Annotated in this window: 15 protein-coding genes and 1 riboswitch; of the genes, 7 read left to right on the top strand and 8 right to left on the bottom strand. The window is 67.4% G+C overall.

From position 1 onward, the window contains the following. Positions 1–329: 329 nt before the first annotated feature. The 7 genes from dnaK to PXD02_RS01055 all read left to right on the top strand — a co-directional run bounded on the left by dnaK (position 330) and on the right by PXD02_RS01055 (position 8,997). Positions 330–2,246: a molecular chaperone DnaK gene (dnaK, locus tag PXD02_RS01085; protein WP_275105146.1), complete on the top strand. Its 1,917-nt coding sequence runs from the start codon at positions 330–332 to the stop codon at positions 2,244–2,246. A gap of 79 nt (positions 2,247–2,325) precedes the next feature. After that, positions 2,326–3,483, top strand: coding sequence for a molecular chaperone DnaJ (dnaJ, locus tag PXD02_RS01080; protein WP_275105145.1), 1,158 nt, complete (start codon positions 2,326–2,328; stop codon positions 3,481–3,483). 46 nt (positions 3,484–3,529) lie between these two features. Then, entirely contained in the window at positions 3,530–4,297 is a 768-nt protein-coding gene (radC, locus tag PXD02_RS01075) for a RadC family protein (protein WP_275105144.1), read from the top strand. A 262-nt stretch (positions 4,298–4,559) separates the two neighbouring features. Next, positions 4,560–5,120, top strand: a complete 561-nt coding sequence (gene petA, locus PXD02_RS01070) for a ubiquinol-cytochrome c reductase iron-sulfur subunit (RefSeq protein ID WP_275105143.1) — start codon at positions 4,560–4,562, stop codon at positions 5,118–5,120. 11 nt (positions 5,121–5,131) lie between these two features. Then, the gene (petB, locus tag PXD02_RS01065) at positions 5,132–6,454 is read left to right on the top strand and encodes a cytochrome b (protein ID WP_275105142.1); all 1,323 of its coding nucleotides are present in this window, start codon (positions 5,132–5,134) and stop codon (positions 6,452–6,454) included. Between the two features lie 13 nt (positions 6,455–6,467). Beyond that, positions 6,468–7,961, top strand: coding sequence for a cytochrome c1 (locus tag PXD02_RS16755; protein ID WP_342759367.1), 1,494 nt, complete (start codon positions 6,468–6,470; stop codon positions 7,959–7,961). Positions 7,962–8,079: 118 nt separating this feature from the next. Continuing rightward, a complete protein-coding gene (locus PXD02_RS01055; RefSeq protein ID WP_275105141.1) occupies positions 8,080–8,997 on the top strand; it encodes a ribokinase in 918 nt (305 codons plus the stop codon). Here PXD02_RS01055 and phoB read toward each other — a convergent pair. From phoB to mutS, 8 genes are all read right to left on the bottom strand, one after another. Further along, the gene (gene phoB / locus PXD02_RS01050; RefSeq protein WP_275105140.1) at positions 8,982–9,671 is read right to left on the bottom strand and encodes a phosphate regulon transcriptional regulator PhoB; all 690 of its coding nucleotides are present in this window, start codon (positions 9,669–9,671) and stop codon (positions 8,982–8,984) included. The genes PXD02_RS01055 and phoB overlap by 16 nt on opposite strands. Before the next feature lie 4 nt (positions 9,672–9,675). Continuing rightward, positions 9,676–10,401, bottom strand: a complete 726-nt coding sequence (phoU, locus tag PXD02_RS01045; protein WP_275105139.1) for a phosphate signaling complex protein PhoU — start codon at positions 10,399–10,401, stop codon at positions 9,676–9,678. Between the two features lie 21 nt (positions 10,402–10,422). Continuing rightward, positions 10,423–11,220, bottom strand: a complete 798-nt coding sequence (gene pstB / locus PXD02_RS01040) for a phosphate ABC transporter ATP-binding protein PstB (RefSeq protein WP_275106332.1) — start codon at positions 11,218–11,220, stop codon at positions 10,423–10,425. A 23-nt stretch (positions 11,221–11,243) separates the two neighbouring features. Next, positions 11,244–12,602, bottom strand: a complete 1,359-nt coding sequence (pstA, locus tag PXD02_RS01035; protein WP_275105138.1) for a phosphate ABC transporter permease PstA — start codon at positions 12,600–12,602, stop codon at positions 11,244–11,246. Beyond that, positions 12,599–13,804, bottom strand: coding sequence for a phosphate ABC transporter permease subunit PstC (gene pstC, locus PXD02_RS01030; protein WP_275105137.1), 1,206 nt, complete (start codon positions 13,802–13,804; stop codon positions 12,599–12,601). Before pstC ends, pstA begins: the two co-directional genes overlap by 4 nt. Before the next feature lie 69 nt (positions 13,805–13,873). Then, a complete protein-coding gene (locus tag PXD02_RS01025) occupies positions 13,874–14,902 on the bottom strand; it encodes a substrate-binding domain-containing protein (protein ID WP_275105136.1) in 1,029 nt (342 codons plus the stop codon). Between the two features lie 138 nt (positions 14,903–15,040). Beyond that, the gene (gene aroC, locus PXD02_RS01020) at positions 15,041–16,141 is read right to left on the bottom strand and encodes a chorismate synthase (protein WP_275105135.1); all 1,101 of its coding nucleotides are present in this window, start codon (positions 16,139–16,141) and stop codon (positions 15,041–15,043) included. Further along, complete coding sequence (mutS, locus tag PXD02_RS01015; protein WP_275106331.1) at positions 16,138–18,753, bottom strand: DNA mismatch repair protein MutS; 2,616 nt, start codon at positions 18,751–18,753, stop codon at positions 16,138–16,140. Before mutS ends, aroC begins: the two co-directional genes overlap by 4 nt. 80 nt (positions 18,754–18,833) lie before the next feature. Next, positions 18,834–18,932, top strand: a riboswitch (TPP riboswitch). Positions 18,933–18,940 lie beyond the last annotated feature (8 nt).

The raw sequence follows: 18,940 nt of genomic DNA, 5'->3' as shown, positions 1-18,940 counted from the left end.
CCCAAGGTCGCAGGCAAGGGGGGGTGCGGGCTTTGTTCAGCCAGCGGCAGAGCAGAACGATCGTCCGGGCCGCGGGCACGACCCGGGGCGGCGATGATGGTGGGTCGGCCGATCGACTTCACCACCCGCGAATACGAAACCCTGGCTGGACGGCGGCCGGTTAATCGCGCGCAAAATGCCCGCATCGGGCGCTTGCGGGGCTTGAAACCATCCCTATATACACCCCCGAAGCGTCCGGGTTCCCGGACCTGGAACCGCATTTGGGATCGGGCCTCGGGGGCCATAACGGACCTGAAGCCCTCTGGAATCGCCGCAAGAAGGAAACAAGCATGTCAAAAGTCATCGGCATCGACCTCGGCACCACCAACAGCTGCGTCGCGATCATGGACGGCAGCCAGCCCAAGGTCATCGAGAACAGCGAAGGCGCCCGCACCACGCCCTCCATCGTGGGCTTCACGGATGGCGAACGCCTGGTCGGCCAGCCCGCCAAGCGCCAGGCCGTCACCAACCCCACCAACACCGTCTTCGCGGTCAAGCGCCTGATCGGCCGCCGCATCGGCGACGAGGCTGTTGAGAAGGACAAGAAGCTCGTCCCCTACAACATCGTGGACGGCGGCAATGGCGACGCCTGGGTCGAGGTGAAGGGCGAGAAATATTCCCCCGCGCAGGTCAGCGCGATGATCCTCCAGAAGATGAAGGAAACCGCCGAATCCTATCTGGGAGAGACGGTGACGCAGGCCGTCATCACGGTCCCCGCCTATTTCAACGACGCCCAGCGTCAGGCGACCAAGGACGCGGGCAAGATCGCCGGCCTGGAAGTCCTGCGCATCATCAACGAACCGACCGCGGCCGCGCTGGCCTATGGGCTGGACAAGAAGGACAGCAAGACCATCGCGGTCTATGACCTGGGCGGCGGCACCTTCGACATCACCATCCTGGAAATCGACGACGGCTTGTTCGAGGTGAAGTCCACGAACGGCGACACCTTCCTGGGCGGCGAAGACTTCGACATGCGGATCGTCAACTATCTGGCCGACGAGTTCAAAAAGGAACACGGCGTCGATCTGACCCGCGACAAGATGGCGTTGCAGCGCCTGAAGGAAGCCGCCGAAAAGGCCAAGATCGAACTGTCGTCCTCCAGCCAGACCGAGATCAACCAGCCGTTCATCTCGATGGACAAGAACAGCGGCACGCCGCTGCACCTGGTCATCAAACTGACCCGCGCCAAGCTGGAAAGCCTGGTGGGCGACCTGATCAAGCGCACCATGAAGCCGGTCGCCGACGCCATCAAGGACGCGGGCGTGTCCAAATCCGACATCGACGAGATCGTCCTGGTCGGCGGCATGACCCGGATGCCCAAGGTGATCGAGGCGGTGACCGAGTTCTTCGGCAAGGAACCCCACAAGGGCGTCAACCCCGATGAGGTCGTGGCCCTGGGCGCCGCCATCCAGGCGGGCGTTCTGCAAGGCGACGTGAAGGACGTGGTCCTGCTGGACGTGACGCCGCTGTCGCTGGGGATCGAGACCCTGGGCGGCGTGTTCACCCGCCTGATCGACCGCAACACCACGATCCCGACCAAGAAGTCGCAGATCTTCTCGACCGCCGAGGACAACCAGAACGCCGTGACGATCCGGGTCTTCCAGGGCGAACGGGAAATGGCCGCCGACAACAAGCTGCTGGGCCAGTTCAACCTGGAGGACATCCCGCCCGCGCCGCGCGGCCTGCCGCAGATCGAGGTGACCTTCGACATCGACGCCAACGGCATCGTCTCGGTTTCGGCCAAGGACAAGGGCACCGGCAAGACCCAGAACATCACCATCCAGGCCTCGGGCGGCCTGACCGACGAGGATATCGAGCGGATGGTGAAGGACGCCGAAGCCAATGCCGATGCCGACAAGCAGCGCCGCGAACTGGTCGAGGCCCGGAACCAGGCCGAAAGCCTGATCCATTCGACCAAGAAATCGCTCGAGGATCACGGCGACAAGGTGGACAGCTCGACCGTCGAGGCGATCGAACTGGCCGTCGGCGCGCTTGAGGAATCGCTGAAATCGGACGACGCGGGCAAGATCCGCGGCGGCATCCAGAACGTGATGGATGCGTCGATGAAGCTGGGCGAGGCGATCTACAAATCGCAGCAGTCCGCCTCTGACGGCGGCGACGATGAGGGCGACCAGCCCCGCAACGTCGACGACGACATCGTGGACGCCGATTTCGAGGATCTCGGCGAAGACAAGAAGCGCGGCTGATCCGGGCCGCACCCTCTCGGGCCGGTCCGCCGAATGACGCGGGCCGGCCCTTTCGTTGGGGAACCAGACAGGACGAAAGATGGCCAAGCGCTGCTATTACGAGGTTCTGGGCGTGACGCGCGGGGCCTCGGCCGAGGAAATCAAGAAAGCCTATCGCCAGAAGGCGAAGGAACTGCATCCCGACCGCAACAAGGACAATCCCCAGGCCGAAACCCGCTTCAAGGAGGCGAACGAGGCCTATGATTGCCTGAAGGACGACCATAAGAAGGCGGCCTATGACCGGTTCGGCCATGCCGCCTTCGAGGGCGGCGGCGGCGGCGGTTTCGGCGGGCGCGGCGCGCATCCGGGCGATTTCGGCACCGCCTTCGCCGATGTGTTCGAGGATCTGTTCGGCGATATGATGGGACGCCGGGGCGGCGGCGGCCGGACCCGCGCGCAACGCGGCCAGGATCTGCGCTATAACCTGCGCGTCAGCCTGGAAGACGCCTATACCGGCCTCAAGAAATCCATCACCGTTCCCGGCTCGGTCGCTTGCGACGAATGCGCGGGCACCGGGGCCGAGGGCGCGACCCAGCCCGCCACCTGCCCGACCTGCGGGGGCATGGGCAAGGTCCGGGCGCAACAGGGCTTTTTCACCGTCGAACGCACCTGCCCGACCTGCGGCGGCCTGGGCCAGATCATCAAGAATCCCTGCCCGGCCTGCCAGGGCACCGGCCGCATCGAACGCGAACGCACCCTGTCCGTGAACATCCCCGCGGGTGTCGAGACCGGCACCCGCATCCGCCTTGCCGGAGAGGGCGAGGCCGGGCTGCGCGGCGGTCCCGCAGGCGATCTCTATATCTTCATCGAGGTTCAGGACCACCCGATCTTCCTGCGCGACGGCAAGATCCTGGCCTGCCAGGTGCCCGTCAGCATGGCCACCGCCGCCCTGGGCGGCGAGGTCGAGGTGCCCACCATCGACGGCGGCCGCGCCCGCGTGAAGGTTCCGGCGGGCAGCCAGTCCGGCCGCCAGATGCGCCTGCGCGGCAAGGGGATGCCGCCGCTGCGCCACGGTCCCGGCGCATCGGGCGAACCGGGCGACATGCTGATCGAACTGACCGTGGAAACGCCGGTGAACCTGACCGCCCGGCAGCGCGACCTGCTGCGCGAATTCGAGGCCGAGCAGGCCGACAACAGCCCGCAGTCGGACAGTTTCTTCAACAAGGTCAAAAGCTTCTGGGACGGCATGACGCGCTGATCCTGCGTTAACCTTTTCTTCACCGGCACGGGTCCATGCTGCGTTCATGGATCCGAATCGTACCTTTGGCGAAATGCCCCTGCCGCTGTTCGCGCCCGCCCCGGACGAGGCGCCGCCGCTGCCGCTGCCCCAGGGCAAGGCGCCGTCCTATCTGGCCGATCACCGCGCCCGGCTGCGCGACCGCTTCATGCAGGGCGGCGCCACCGCCATGCCGGACTATGAATTGCTGGAACTGGTGCTGTTCCGCGCCATCCCCCGCCAGGACGTGAAGCACCTGGCCCGGCGGCTGATCGAAACCTTCGGCGACTTCAACCGCGTGCTGACCGCCCCCGCCGCCCGGCTGGACCAGATCGAGGGGGTCGGCCCCGCCGTCATCACCGAACTCAAGATCGTCGAGGCCGCGGCACAGCGCATGGCCCGCGCCCGCGTCATGCACCGCCCTGTCCTGTCGGGCTGGGACGCGCTGCTGGATTACTGCCACACCGCCATGGCGCATCGCGAGATCGAGCAGTTCCGCGTCCTCTATCTCGACCGCAAGAACGTGCTGATCGCGGACGAGGAACAGGCGCGGGGCACCGTCGATCATGTCCCGGTCTACCCGCGAGAGATCATCCGCCGCGCCCTGGAACTGAACGCCTCGGCGCTGATCCTGGTCCACAACCATCCTTCGGGCGATCCCACCCCGTCGGATGCCGACATCACCATGACCGCCCGCATCGCCCAGGCCGCCGACAGCATGGGAATCACCATCCACGACCACCTGATCATCGGCAAGTCGCGCGAACTGTCCTTCCGCAGCCAGGGCCTCCTCTAGGTTCTTCTTCATGAAAATATCCTCGGGGGGTGAAGGCCGCGATCGCGGCCGAGGGGGCTGAAAGCCCCCTGCGCGCCCGACCCTGCGACGAAATGCCCGCGACAATTTTCCAACAGCGGCAGGGGAATGGACCGGCAGGGCGGGGCTTACCCGCTGGACTGACGCAGAATTGAAGGCTAGAACCGCGGGCGCGAAGGCTGCGACGATGCGCGGCCCGGATTGTCGTATCGGCCGGTCCCCGGCCCGAATTGGAGAATGACCCGTGTCCCACGCAGACGAACACGTAGGCACCCGGAGGGATTTCCTCTATTATGCCACGGCGGGCGCAGGCACGGTGGCTGCCGGAGCCGCCGCCTGGACGCTTGTGAACCAGATGAACCCCTCGGCCGATGTCCAGGCGCTCGCCTCGATCCAGGTCGATGTCAGCGGCGTCGCGGAAGGCACGCAACTGACCGTCAAATGGCTGGGCAAGCCCGTGTTCATCCGCCGCCGCACGCCCGAGGAGATCGAGGCGGGCCGCGCCGTCGATCTGAACGACCTGATCGACCAGAACGCGGAAAACGCCAACAAGCCGGGCGAACCGGCCACCGACCAGAACCGCACCCTGGACGAGGCCGGGGAATGGCTGGTCCAGATCGGCGTCTGCACGCATCTGGGCTGCGTTCCCATCGGCGACGGCGCCGGCGATTTCGGCGGCTGGTTCTGCCCCTGCCACGGCTCGCATTACGACACCGCCGGGCGCATCCGGCGCGGGCCCGCGCCGCAGAACCTGCATATCCCCGTCGCTGAATTCATCAGCGACACCACCATCCAGCTGGGCTGAGGAGGCTTCGCATGGCCGGAATTCCGCACGACCATTACGAGCCGAAGACAGGCTTCGAGAAATGGCTCCACCGCCGCCTGCCGATCGTCAGCCTGGTCTATGACACGCTGATGATCCCCACGCCGAAGAACCTGAACTGGTGGTGGATCTGGGGCATCGTCCTGGCCTTCTGCCTGGTCCTGCAAATCGTCACCGGCATCGTCCTGGTGATGCACTACACGCCGCATGTCGACCTGGCCTTCGCCTCCGTCGAACATATCATGCGCAACGTGAACGGCGGCTACATGCTGCGCTATCTGCACGCCAACGGCGCCTCGCTGTTCTTCTGCGCGGTCTATATCCACATCTTCCGCGGCCTCTACTACGGCAGCTACAAGGCCCCGCGCGAGGTGACCTGGATCGTGGGGATGCTGATCTATCTGTGCATGATGGGCACCGCCTTCATGGGCTATGTGCTTCCCTGGGGCCAGATGTCCTTCTGGGGCGCGACCGTCATCACCGGCCTGTTCGGCGCCATTCCCGGCATCGGCGGGGCCATCCAGCAATGGCTGCTGGGCGGACCGGCCGTTGACAACGCCACGCTGAACCGCTTCTTCTCGCTGCATTATCTGCTGCCCTTCGTGATCGCGGCCCTGGTCGCCGTGCATATCTGGGCCTTCCACACCACCGGCAACAACAACCCCACCGGGGTCGAGGTGCGCCGCGCCAGCAAGGAAGAGGCGGATAAGGACACCCTGCCCTTCTGGCCCTATTTCGTGATGAAGGATCTGTTCGCGCTTGGCCTCGTGCTGATCGTGTTCTTCGCGGTCGTGGGCTTCATGCCGAACTATCTGGGCCACCCCGACAACTATATCGAGGCCAACCCGCTGGCGACGCCCGCCCATATCGTGCCGGAATGGTATTTCCTGCCCTTCTACGCGATCCTGCGCGCCTTCACGGCGGATGTCTGGATCGTGCAGATCGTCCAGTTCCTGTCCTTCGGCATCATCGACGCCAAGTTCTTCGGCGTTCTGGCCATGTTCGGCGCGATCCTGGTCATGGCTCTGGTGCCTTGGCTGGACACCAGCCGCGTGCGCTCGGGCCGCTATCGCCCGCAGTTCAAGTGGTGGTTCTGGCTTCTGGCCTTCGACTTCATGCTGCTGATGTGGTGCGGCGCGATGCCGGCCGAGGAACCCTATGCCTCGATCTCGCTGGTCGCCTCGGCCTATTGGTTCGCCTATTTCCTGATCATCCTGCCCCTGCTGGGCGTGATCGAGAAACCCGAGCCGATGCCCGCCACGATCGAGGAAGACTACCTCGCGCATTACGATTCGCCCACGCGCATGGCCGAGTAAGGAGAGCCGGACAATGACCCTGAGAACCAAGACGCTCTCGGCTGCTCTGGCGCTGGCGATCTCTGCGGGGGGCTATGCCCTGGCGCAGGACGCGGCCACGCCCGCCCCGGTCCAGCAACCGACCGGGACGCAGCAGTCGTCCGAACCGGCCGCGACCCCTGCCCCCGCCGGGCAGGCTCCGGCCCAGACGCCCGCCGCCCCGGCGGAAGCCGGGTCCGGGCAATCCCCGACCGGGGAAAGCGCGACCGCCCCCACCCAGTCGTCCGAGCCGACATCGACTCCGGCCCCGGCCGAGCAGACCCCGATGGAGGCACCCGCCGCGCCGTCGGCCACCGCCGACACCGCGCCCGACACTGCGCCCGACACGGGGGCCGACACTGCGGCCGAGCCTGCTGCGGACGCGGCGGCGCCCGCGCCTGCCCAAGCGGCCCCCGCCGCCGAGGAACCGGCGGCCGAGGCAGCGCCTGCGGCCGAAGACCCCGCAGCCGAAGAACCTGCCGCCGAAGAACCTGCTGTCGAAGAGGCCCCCGCTGCGGAGGAACCCGCGGCTGAAGCCCCGGCTGCCGAGGGCACCCCGGCCCAGGAACCTGCCGCCGAGGAACCTGCCGCCGAGGCCGCCGAGCCGGAGGCGGCCGGTGAACCGGCCGCGGATGCCGTGCAGGTGACCGAGGGCGAGGAGGCCGCCGCTCCGGCCGAGACGACCGAGACCGTGGTGGCCGAGGAAGGCCATGACGACGTCGAGGGGGCGGCCGGGGAAGAACACGCCGCCGCCAGCCACGGCGCCCCGCATATCGAGGACATCTCGTTCAGCTTCGAAGGGCCGTTCGGCAAATACGACCAGTTCCAGCTTCAGCGCGGCTTGCAGGTCTATACCGAGGTCTGCGCGGCCTGCCACGGCCTGAAGTTCGTGCCGATCCGCACGCTGCACGACAATGGCGGCCCCGGCCTGCCGGAAGATCAGGTCCGCGCCTATGCGGCGAACCTGACGCCGATCCTGGATCCCGAGACCGGCGAGGAGCGCCCGCGCCTGCCGACCGACCATTTCCCGACCGTGTCGGGCGATGGCATGGGCCCGGATCTGTCGCTGATGGCCAAGGCCCGCGCGGGCTTCCATGGTCCGCAGGGCACCGGCATCAACCAGTTCCTGCGCGGCATCGGCGGGCCGGAATACATCCACGCCATCCTCACCAGCTATACCGGCGAGGACGTGGAACAGGCGGGCAGCGTCTTCTATCAGAACACCGCCTTCGCCAGCGGCAACATCGCCATGCCGCCGCCGCTGTCGGACGATCTGGTGACCTATGAGGACGGCACCCCCGCGACGGTCGACCAGATGGCCCGCGACGTGTCGGCCTTCCTGATGTGGACCGCCGAACCCAAGCTGACCGACCGCAAGCAGGTCGGCCTGGTGTCGGTGCTGTTCCTGATCGTGCTGACCTCGCTGCTGTATCTGACCAACAAGCGGCTGTGGGCGCCGCACAAGCGCAAGCTGCACCGCAAGCAGTGACCCGCAGTTCGACGAACCGGACGCGCCCCCAGCGGGGCGCGTTTTCCATTGCGCGGCCGGGCTGGACAAGCCGCGCGCTTCCGGCAACATCGCGCCAGGCAGCGGAGGGGGCGGTCTTATGGCAATCTGGAACCTGGGGTCGATCAATATCGACCATGTCTATCGGCTGGACCACCTGCCGCGACCCGGAGAGACGCTGGCCGCATCCCGCTATGTCCAGGGGCTGGGCGGCAAGGGCGCGAACCAGTCGGTCGCGGCGGCCTGCGCGGGCGCCGACACCCATCACCTGGGCGCCATGGGTCCGGCCGACGACTGGGTGATCGACCGGCTGTCGCGGCGGGGCGTCGTCACCACCGACATCCTGCGGATGGCGGACCAGGCCACCGGCCATGCCATCATCCTGCTGGACGGGCAGGCCGAAAACGCCATCGTCATCCATCCCGGCGCCAACCGGGCGCTGACGCCCGCGATGCTGGCTGATCCGCTATCGGAAATCGTGGCGGGCGATACGCTGCTGGTCCAGAACGAAACCAGTTGCCAGGTCGAGGCCGCGCGCGCCGCCCGGCAGGCTGGCGCCCGCGTGATCTATTCCGCCGCGCCCTTCGACATCGCCGCCCTGCGGGCGATCCTGCCCCATGTCTCGATCCTGGCGATGAACGCGGGCGAGGCCGAGGCGCTGTTCGCCGCCATCCCCGGCGACCTGCCGGTCGAGGGCCTGCTGATCACCCGAGGCGGAGAGGGTGCGGAATATCGCGATCTGGCCACCGGCACGGTGCATCGGCAGGCGGCGTTTCCCGTCGATCCGATCGATACCACGGGCGCGGGCGATACGTTCGCGGGGTATTTCGCGGCCTCGCTGGATCGCGGCGATCCGATTCCCCAGGCCCTGCGGCTGGCTTCCGCCGCCGCCGCGCTGAAGGTCACGCGGCACGGCGCGGGCGAGGCGATCCCGACCAGGGCCGAGGTGCTGGACTTCCTGGCCGCCCGGCCCGCAGGTCAACCCGCCAATCAGCCCACCAATCAGCCCAGCGAATAGCCGGTGCCGCGCACCGTGCGCACCGGGTTGTTGCCGCCGTTCTGCATCAGCGCCTTACGCAGCCGGCCCACATGCACGTCTATGGTGCGCGTATCCACATAGATGTCGCGGCCCCAGACCCGGTCCAGCAGCTGTTCGCGGGTCCAGACCCGGCCCGGCTTTTCCATCAGCGTGGACAGCAGCCGGAATTCGGTCGGTCCCAAATGCAGCGCCTGGCCCGCGCGAAAGACGCGGTGTTCGGCGGCATCCAGGATGATGTCGGCGAAGGACAGGCGTTCGCCCATGCTGGCAGGCCGGGTGCGGCGCAGCTGGGTGCGAAGCCGCGCCATCAGTTCCACCACGGAATAAGGCTTCACCACATAATCGTCGGCCCCGGTTTCCAGGCCCCGCACGCGGTCGGTTTCCTCGCTGCGCGCCGACAGCATGATGATCGGGATGCCGCGGGTCGCGGGGTCGGCCTTGACCTGGCGGCAGACCTCGATCCCCGAGACCTTGGGCAGCATCCAGTCCAGCACCATCAGGTCGGGCTGCTCCTCCTGGACCAGCAGCAGCGCGTCCTCGCCATTGTCGGCAACCACGACCGCGAAACCCTCGGCTTCCAGGTTGTATTGCAGAACCTCGCGCTGCGCGCCTTCATCTTCGACCACCAGGACGCAGGGGGCTTGCCGCGCCATCGCCTCAGCCCCCGGTGGTCGCGTCCGTCTCGACGAACGGCACGCTGTTGTCCTTGGGGCGCGAATCGTCGGGCAATTCGCCGAGAACCAGATAGATCACCTGTTCGGCGATGGCGGTGGCCAGATCGCCCATGCGCTCGACGTTCTTGGCGATGAAATGCAGGTGCATGCAGGCGGTGATGTTGCGCGGATCCTCCATCATGTGGGTCAGGAATTCGCGGAACAGCGCATTATACATCTGATCCACTTCCAGGTCGCGCTGGCGCACGTCCTCGGCCAGTTGCGCGTCGCGGCGGATATAGCTGTCCAGCGCGTCCTGGACCATCTGGCCGACGGCCGTGCTCATCCGGCGCAGGGCCAGGCCCGCGCCCTCGATGGGCGGCATCTGCGACAGGACATGGGTGCGCTTGGCCATGTTCTTGGCATAGTCGCCGATCCGTTCCAGCGAATGCGAGATCTTCATCACCGCCAGCACCATGCGCAGGTCGGTGGCGGTCGGCGCGCGCAGGGCGATCAGCCGGGCGGCATCCTCGTTCAGTTGCAGTTCAAGCGCGTCGACGGACTTGTCTCGGCGGCGGACCTGTTCGGCCAGCTCTTCGTCGCGGGTTTCCAGGGCGGTCGCGGCGTCCTGGATCGCGGCCTCGACCATGCCGCCCATCTTGACGGCAAGGGCCTGGATGGTTTCCAGGTCGCGGTCGAAGGCCGACGAGATATGTTTTTCGCGGTTCATGGATCCTGCCCTTTTGCTGCCTCAGCCGATCCGGCCCGAGATATAAGCCTCGGTCCGGCTGTCCTGCGGCTTGGTGAAGATGTCGTCGGTATCGCCGTACTCGACCAGGCTGCCCAGGTGGAAGAAGGCGGTCTTCTGGCTGACGCGGGCGGCCTGCTGCATCGAATGGGTGACGATCACCACGGAAAACTGGCTGCGCAGTTCCTCGATCAGTTCCTCGACCTGGGCCGTGGCGATGGGATCGAGGGCCGAACACGGCTCGTCCATCAGCAGAACCTCGGGCGAGGTGGCGACGGCGCGGGCGATGCACAGGCGCTGCTGCTGGCCGCCGGACAGGCCGGTGCCGGGTTCCTGCAGGCGGTCCTTGACCTCGTTCCACAGGGCGGCGCCGCGCAGGGCCTTTTCGACGATGGCGTCCAGCTCCGCACGGCTGCGCGACAGCCCGTGGATGCGGGGGCCGTAGGCCACGTTGTCATAGATCGACTTGGGGAAGGGGTTCGGCTTCTGGAACACCATGCCGACCTTGGCGCGCAGCTGCACCGGATCGACGCGGCGGTCATAGATATCCTCGCCGTCCAGCAGGATCTGGCCCTCGACGCGCGCGATGGGGATCGTGTCGTTCATGCGGTTGATGCAGCGCAGGAAGGTCGACTTGCCGCAGCCCGAGGGGCCGATGAAGGCGGTCACGGTCTTGTCCTGGATGTCCACGTCGACATCCTTCAGCGCGTGCTTGTCGCCGTAATAGACCTGGACCTTGCGGGCCGAGATCTTGATGTCTGTCTGGGTCACGGCGGTCTCCGCGCGGTTTATGTCGTACATCATAATGTCCTCTCTCGGTCCGATTACCAGCGGCGTTCGAACTTGCGGCGCAGCCAGATGGCAAGCAGGTTCATGCAAAGCAGGAAGACCAGCAGCACGATGATCGCCCCTGACGCCCGTTCGATGAAGGCCGGGTCCGACCGCTGCGTCCAGTTGTAGACCTGCACCGGCAGGGCCGAGGCCGGATCCATCAGCCCGCCCGGCAACCCGTCGGGGAAGTTGCGCACGAAGGCCACCATGCCGATCAGCAGCAAGGGCGCGGTCTCGCCCAAGGCCTGGGCCAGGCCGATGATGGTGCCGGTCAGGATGCCCGGCATCGCCAGCGGCAGGACGTGGTGGAACACCGACTGCATCTTCGACGCGCCGACGCCAAGCGCGGCGTCGCGGATCGACGGCGGCACCGCCTTCAGCGCCGCGCGGGTCGAGATGATGATCGTCGGCAGCGTCATCAGGGTCAGCACCAGGCCGCCGACGATGGGCGCCGATTGCGGCAGGCCCAGGAAGTTGATGAAGGCGGCCAGGCCCAGGATCCCGAAGACGATGGACGGCACCGCGGCCAGGTTCGAGATATTGACCTCGATCACGTCGGTCAGGCGGTTCTTGGGGGCGAATTCCTCAAGATAGATGCTGGCGGCGACGCCGATCGGCACGGCCAGGACCAGCACCACCAGCATCATGTAGAACGATCCCAGGATGGCGATGCCCACGCCGGCGGCTTCGGGACGCTGGTCCGAGGCATCGGCATTGGTCAGGAAGTTCCAGTTGAAGCGGGTGACCATCTCGCCCCGGTCGGCCAGTTCCTGCGCCAGCTGCAACTGCTGGGGCGAGGTGTTGCCGTCGCGCGCGGCGCTGTCCATGGTGACGCGGCCCTTGAAGAAGCCGTCGATCCGGCCCCCCACCAGCACGTCGAAATCGACGGTCTGGCCGATCAGGTCGGGATCGGCCAGCACACGGTCGCGAACCTGGGCCGAGGCGTCCTTGGAAATCAGGCTGTCGATGTCCTTTTCGGTCAGCCCCTCGATCTGGATGCCGTGGCGGGCGACCGTCGCCTCGACGGCGGTATCCAGCACCCGGCCATAGGCCAGGGTCAGAACCTTGGCCATCTCCTCGGGGTCGCGGTTGCCCTTGGGATCCAGGGCGGCGGCGTCCAGCGTCACGGGGATGTTCAGGTAGGTCTGGCGGAAAGCGCCCGACCCGTCGCGCAGGATCGTCGCCAGCAGCACCACAAGCGCGATCATGGAAATCGCGATTGCAGCGACGCCATATCCGCGGAAACGGCTTTCGGCGGCGTTGCGGCGGCGGGTGCGGGCGTCCTTGGCCAGCAGCGATCCGGTGCGGCGCGCGGGCGCGGCGGCGGGCTTGGAAAGCGGCATGTCGGTCATTCGTACTGCTCGCGATATTTGCGCACGATGTAGAGCGCGACCACATTGAGGGCGAGGGTAATGACGAACAGCGTCAGCCCCAGGGCGAAGGCCACCAGCGTCTCGGGCGAGTTGAAGTCGCTGTCGCCGGTCAACTGGCTGACGATCTTGACGGTGATCGTGGTCATCGCCTCCAGCGGGTTGAGGCTCATCTGCGCGGCGGCACCCGCGCCCAGCACCACGATCATCGTCTCGCCGATGGCGCGGGACGCGGCCAGCAGGACGGCGCCGACGATGCCCGGAAGGGCCGCGGGCAGCACCACCTGGCGCACGGTTTCCGAGGGCGTGGATCCCAGGCCCAGGGCGCCGTCGCGCAGGCTTTGCGGCACGGCGTTGATGATGTCGTCGGACAGCGAGCTGACGAAGGGGATCAGCATGATGCCCATCACCAGCCCCGCCGTCAGCACCGACGACCCCGAATTGCCCAGGCCCAGCGGTTGCGCAAAGTAATCGCGCAGCAGCGGCCCGACGGTGATCAGGGCGAACAGGCCATAGACGATGGTCGGGATCCCGGCCAGCACCTCGATCGCGGGCTTGGCGATGCTGCGGACCCGGCGGGTGGCGTATTCCGACATGTAGATCGCCGCGAACAGCCCGATGGGGACCGAGACCAGCAGCGCGATGAAGCTGATATACAGCGTACCCCACAGCAGCGGCACGATGCCCAGCTGCGAATTGCCCTGGAAGCGCGGCGTCCATTCGGTGCCGAAGAAGAAGGTTTTCCAGTCGTAAAGCTGGAAGAAGCGCCCGGTCTCGAAGACCAGCGACAGCACGATCCCCGCCGTGGTGACGATGGCGATCAGCGAACACAGCATCAGCAGGCCCAGCACCATCCGTTCGACCGCGTTGCGGGCCTGGAACTCCCGGCCGACGCGCATCACGCCCAGGCCCAGCCCGGCCACGGCGACGGCCAGCACCACCAGGCCGGCGACGGAACCGGAATTATCGGACAGCACCCCCGCCATGCGCAGGATCGAGGCGACGACCAGCACGGCCAGCGGCGGCAGCAGCGCGGTCAGCGCGACGCTGTAGCCGTGATAGGTCGGACGGCTGTGCAGCTTGCGGATATCCGGGCCGGCCGCCGCGAGGGCGCGACTGCGGCCAATGACATAGCCGGCGGCAGCCAGCAGGAAACTTGCGAAAACGGCCCATGACAGCGGCATTCGGGCGGTCCTTCATGAGGAACGGGAAGGACGGGCGGCACGGATCACCCGCGCCGCCCGCCTTAAGCGTTATTGCATGGTGGTTTCGTTGGCGACGGCTTCCTGGGTTGCGGCCAGTTCCGGGTCCGAGACCAGGCCGTATTCGGCCAGCGGGCCGTCGGGACCGGCAACCTCGTCCGAGACGAAGAATTCGACGAATTCCTTCAGGCCGGCGATTTCGCCGATATGCGCCTTCTTCACATAGAAGAACAGCGGGCGCGACACCGGGTATTCGCCCGAGGCGATGGTTTCGGTCGACGGGGTGACGCCGCTGATCGTGCCGACCTTCAGCTTGTCGGTGTTGTTTTCATAGAAGGACAGGCCGAACACGCCGATGCCGTTGGGCGAGCTTTCGATGCGGGCCAGCGTTTCCGTGTAATCGCCGTCGATGTCCACGGCCTTGCCGTCGGTGCGCAGCGTGGTGCAGGCTTCCTCGGCCGCGTCCTCGTCCATGCCCGAGGCCTTGAAGGCTTCCAGCGCGCCCGATTCCTCGCAGCCCGCCGCGATCACCTTCTCTTCGAAGACCTCGCGGGTGCCGTGCTTGGTGCCGGGGATGAAGGCCAGGATCTCTTGCTGGGGCAGATCCGGGTTCACCTGGTCCCAGGTGGTGTTCGGGTTGTCGACGACCTGGCCGTCCTTGACCACCTTGGCGGACAGGGCGTTGAACCAGTCGGCGGGGGTATAGGTGAAGTCCGGGCCGCTGGCGGCGTTGGCGAAGACGATCCCGTCATAGCCGATACGGACTTCCATGATGTCGGTCACGCCGTTGGCGGTGCAGGCCTCGCGTTCCTTGTCGCGGATCGGGCGGCTGGCATTGGCGATGTCGATGGTGTTTTCGCCGACGCCCTCGCAGAATTTCTGCAAGCCGCTGCCGGTGCCGCCGGATTCCACGACCGGAACGGGGAAACCGGCGTTCTCACCGAACAGTTCGGCCACGATGGTGGAATAGGGCAGGACGGTGGACGAGCCCGACACCTGAACCTGATCGCGGGCGGCAGCGGCGGTGGCCGAGGCGGCGATCACGGCCAGGGCCGAGACGGTGAATTTCACGGTGGACATGGATCTCTCCTGTTACTTCACGCCCAGAGTGGGGCTGTGCGTGACCTAAGCGCCACAGGTGACGCTTGTGCGAAAGAAACATGACAGTCGTGTGACAAGTCGCGGATTCATGGCGATTCCGCGCCGAAATTGTGACAATCAGCCGATCCGGCCGCGCGCGCCGCCGGTCTGGGCGCGGTCCATCAGCAGGTGGTCCAGAATCACGCAGGCCGCCATCGCCTCGGCCACGGGCACCGCGCGGATGCCCACGCAGGGGTCGTGGCGGCCCTTGGTGATCAGGTCGATGTCGCGCCCGTGGCGGTCGATGGTTCGGCGCGGCGTGGTGATGGAACTGGTCGGCTTGACCGAAAAGCGGACGATGATCGGCTGGCCGGTGCTGATGCCCCCCAGGATGCCGCCCGCGTGATTCGACAGATAGATCGGGCCGTCATTGCCCATGCGGATCTCGTCGGCATTGTCGGTGCCGGTCAGGGCGGCCGCCGCCATTCCCTCGCCGATCTCGACGCCCTTCACGGCATTGATCGACATCATCGCGGCGGCAAGGTCGGTGTCCAGCTTGGCATAGACCGGCGCGCCCAGGCCGGGGGGACAGCCCTCGACCAGCACCTCCACTGCGGCGCCGACGCTGTCCTGCGCCTTGCGGATGGCGTCCAGATAATCGGACCACTGATCCACCGCCGTCGCGTCGGGCAGGAAGAACGGGTTGTCGCCGATGGCGCGCGCGTCGAATTTCGCGCGGTCCAGATGCAGGGCGCCCATCTGCACCATGTATCCGGTGATCCGCAGGTCGGGCAGCAGATCGCGCAGCACCGCCTGGGCCACGCCTCCCGCCGCGACCCGCGCCGCGGTTTCGCGGGCAGACGAACGCCCGCCGCCGCGATAATCGCGATGGCCGTATTTCAGGTGATAGGTGATGTCGGCATGTCCCGGACGGAAGGCCTGCGCGATCTCTCCGTAATCCTTCGACCGCTGGTCGGTATTCTCGATCATCAGCTGGACGGGCGTGCCGGTGGTGCGGCCCTCGAAGACGCCCGACAGGATGCGGACCTGATCGGCCTCGCGCCGCTGGGTGGTGTGTTTCGAGGTGCCGGGGCGGCGGCGGTCCAGGAATTGCTGGATAAACCCCTCGTCCAGCGCCACGCCGGGCGGCACGCCGTCAACGGTCGCGCCCAGGGCGGGGCCGTGGCTTTCGCCCCAGGTGGTGAACCGGAATGCGCGGCCGAAGGTGTTGTAGCTCATGCGGTCTCTCCGGTCAGGGCCTTGAGTTCATAGATCAGGTCCAGCGCCTCGCGCGGGGTGAGGGCGTCGGGATGGATATCCTTCATCCGCGCGTCCAGCGGGCTCGGTTTCGCCCTGGCGGGCGGCGGCGCGGGTGGGGGGGCGCGGAACAGCGGCAGGTCGTCGATCAGCGCGGCGGGGCGGGCCGCGCCCTCGCGTTCGCCCGATTCCAGCGCGTCCAGCACGGAGCGGGCGCGGTCCACCACGGATGCGGGCAGCCCCGCCAGCCGCGCCACCTGCACGCCATAGCTGCGGTCGGCCGCGCCCTTCCTGACCTCGTGCAGGAAGATCACCTCGCCGTCCCATTCGCGCACCGCGACGGTGGCATTGTCCACGCCGTCCAGCTTGGCCGACAGGGCCGTCATCTCGTGGTAATGGGTCGCGAACAGCGCGCGGCAGCGATTCGCCTGATGCAGATGCTCCATCACCGCCCAGGCGATGGACAGGCCGTCCCAGGTCGCGGTTCCGCGCCCGATCTCGTCCAGGATCACCAGGGCGCGGTCGTCGGCCTGGTTGAGGATCGCGGCGGTTTCCACCATTTCCACCATGAAGGTGGACCGGCCCCGCGCCAGATCGTCGGCGGCGCCCACGCGGCTGAACAGCTGGCTGACCAAGCCGATATGGGCGCGGCGCGCGGGCACGAAGGCCCCGGCCTGCGCCAGCACGGCGATCAGCGCGTTCTGGCGCAGGAAGGTCGATTTCCCGGCCATGTTCGGCCCGGTCAGCAGCCAGATCGCCGGAGTCATGCCCTCGGTCAGCGCGCAGTCGTTGGCGACGAAGGCCTGCGCCTTGCGCTTCAGGGCGCGTTCCACGACCGGGTGGCGGCCCCCCTCGATGACAAAGGCGCGGCTGTCATCGACCTGCGGACGGATCCAGCCCTCGCCCGTGGCGATGTCGGCGAAGGCGGCGGCAAGGTCGATCTCGGCCAGGGCGCGGGCCGCCTGGCCGATCTGCGCCGCGCGGTCCAGCACGGCGGCGCGCAGGCGGTCGAAGATGCCCCGCTCGATCTCCAGCGCGCGGTCGCGGGCGTTGAGGATCCGGGTCTCCAGTTCCGACAGATCGACGGTGGTGAAGCGGATCTGGTTGGCGGTGGTCTGGCGGTGGATGAAGGTCGCGTTCAGGGGCGGGGCCATCATGCGTTCGGCATGGGTGGTGGTCGTCTCGATGAAATAGCCCAGCACATTGTTGTGCTTGATCTTCAGGCTTGGCACCCCGGCCAGCGCCGCATAATCGGCCTGCATCCCGGCGATCACGCCGCGCCCCTCGTCGCGCAACCGGCGGGTCTGGTGCAGGTCGGCGTCATGGCCCGCCGCCACGAATCCGCCGTCGCGGGCCAGCAGCGGCGGTTCGGCCACCAGCGCGTCGTCCAGCAGCCGGATCAGGTCATCCTGCCCGGTCAGGTCGCGCGCGGCCTCACGCAGCACCGGCACGGCGTCGCCGGCCAGGCGCGCCGCGATGGCCGCGCCCTGCGACAGCCCCGCCCGGATCGCCGCCAGATCGCGCGGCCCGCCCCGGTCCAGCGCCAGCCGCGACAGCGCCCGGTCCATGTCGGGCACGCGCGCCAGCGCGTCCCGCAGATCGGCCATCAGGCGCGGATCGTCCACCAGCGAGGCCACCGCGTCCTGCCGCGCATGGATCAGCGCCAGATCGCGGCTTGGCGCACCGATGCGGCGTTCCAGCAGCCGCGCGCCCGGTGCCGTCACCGTGCGGTCGATGGCCGCCAGCAGCGATCCCTCGCGCCCGCCGGACAGGGCCTGGGTCAGTTCCAGGTTGCGCCGGGTCGCCGCGTCGATCTGCATCGCCCCGCCCGCCCGTTCGCGCAGCGGCGGGCGCAGCAGCGGCAGCTTGCCCTTCTGCGTCAGATCCAGGTAATCGACGATGGCCCCCATCGCCGCCAGTTCCGCGCGGGTGAAGCTGCCGAACCCGTCCAGCGTCTCGACCCCATACAGCGCACACAGCCGCCGCCGCCCCGCCGCGCTGTCGAAGGCGGATGCGTGCAGGTCGGTCAACGCCGCCCCCGCATCCGCCGCCAGATCGTCCAGCCCCGACCCGTCGCAGGCCAGCAATTCGCGGGGCGCCAGCCGCGCCAGTTCCGGGGCCAGGCGCGGCAGCGGGCAGTCCATCACCTGAAAGGCGCCCGTGGAAATATCCACCCAGGCCAGCGCGCAGTCCTCGCGCACCTGCGCGAAGGCCGCCAGATAGTTGTGGTGCCGGGCCTCCAGCAGCGATTCCTCGGTCAGGGTGCCGGGCGTGACCAGCCGCACCACGTCGCGGGCCACCACCGATTTGGACCCGCGCTTCTTCGCCTCGGCCGGATCCTCCATCTGCTCGGCGATGGCCACGCGGAACCCCTTGCGGATCAGCGTCAGCAGATAGGATTCCGCCGCATGGACCGGCACGCCGCACATCGGGATCGGTTCGCCCCGATGCGTGCCGCGCTTCGTCAGCGCGATGTCCAGCGCGGCGGATGCCGCGATGGCGTCGTCGAAGAACATCTCGTAGAAATCGCCCATCCGATAGAACAGCAGCGCGCCGGGATTGGCGTCCCGGATCGCCAGGTATTGCGCCATCATCGGGGTGGGTTGATCGGTCACGTCCTTCGTCATGGCCGCTGTTCTAGCGGCTTGCGTGCCCGCGTGAAATCCCTACATTCAGCAGAACCTCGGGGAGCCATCCGGCTGAGACGCGGCGACGCGGACCCGTTGAACCTGATCCGGCTAACACCGGCGGAGGGAAGGTGGCGCTGTCCTTTCTTTCGTA

Origin of the sequence: Paracoccus sp. S3-43, assembly GCF_029027965.1 — a bacterium.
GTDB lineage: Bacteria > Pseudomonadota > Alphaproteobacteria > Rhodobacterales > Rhodobacteraceae > Paracoccus.
The sequence above is the reverse complement of the archived record's forward strand: the minus strand, read 5'-3'. Positions and strand labels throughout refer to the sequence as shown.